Here is an 840-nt window from a genome sequence, read left to right on the forward strand (position 1 = left end):
AATTTCTTTTTATGAAAAAGACTCTGATTGCACTGGCAGTGGCTACTTCTGCCGTTGTGTCTGGTTCAGTATTTGCCTGGACTCCTGGTGATTTTAATGGTTCTTTTGAAATGGGCGGTCAGCTGACGCCTCCATCTCAGACTGGGAACCTATGGTCAGTTGCTGTCGGTAACAAAGTCACAGATCTGAATGCGACCCTTGAAGCCGGGCAAAAAGATGTCTCAATTAATGTTACCAATGCTATTGGTATTCTGGGGATTCGTCCGACAGAAAATGAAATGTTTAATGGTCAGGTCGGTATTACACCACAAATTAGCTATGGCAGCGCTGTTAACCTGGATTCTTTTGCTCAAGGAATCGGGACATTAACACTGCCAGTTAAGTCTGGTGAGCAGGATATCGGTACATTAACCACGAAAATTTATGCAGGGGGCGTATATGCCAAGTTTTTATATCGTGGTGATTTATCGACAGGGGCTTCTGCCCACTCGACGTATGCTTCTGCAGCAGGGAAGGCATTTTATGGTGGTGTAGGTAAGACTGGTGATTCTATTGACTCTTCTGCTAAAAACGTTGTAAGCACCGCTATTACATTTTTCTCTGATATCACGGACACCTATCAGTCTCCAACGGGGGAAGATGGTCAGTCGGGAGAGTTCGATTTTTCCCGTATATATGATGAATTAAGTGGTTTGTATGCTTCAGGTATTAAATCTGGTGAGAAGATCAATATCACTCTCAATGAAGCGCTATCTGAAGCTACCACCTGGACAGCTTCTCTGCCGATTACTGTTACCTACATGTAATTCAGTAATCGTTGACAGTAAACACCTCGTTTGC

At 43.7% G+C, this 840-nt stretch carries 1 protein-coding gene; it reads left to right on the forward strand.

Annotation, left to right across the window (positions count from 1 at the left end):
- The coding region (locus A9587_RS24230) for a hypothetical protein (RefSeq protein WP_105281993.1) at nucleotides 1–806 on the forward strand (806 nt) is incomplete at its 5' end.
- Between the last annotated feature and the right edge of the window lie 34 nt (nucleotides 807–840).

The sequence above is a fragment of the Escherichia sp. MOD1-EC6162 genome (assembly GCF_002965125.1).
In the GTDB taxonomy this organism is placed as follows: Bacteria; Pseudomonadota; Gammaproteobacteria; order Enterobacterales; family Enterobacteriaceae; genus Escherichia; species Escherichia marmotae.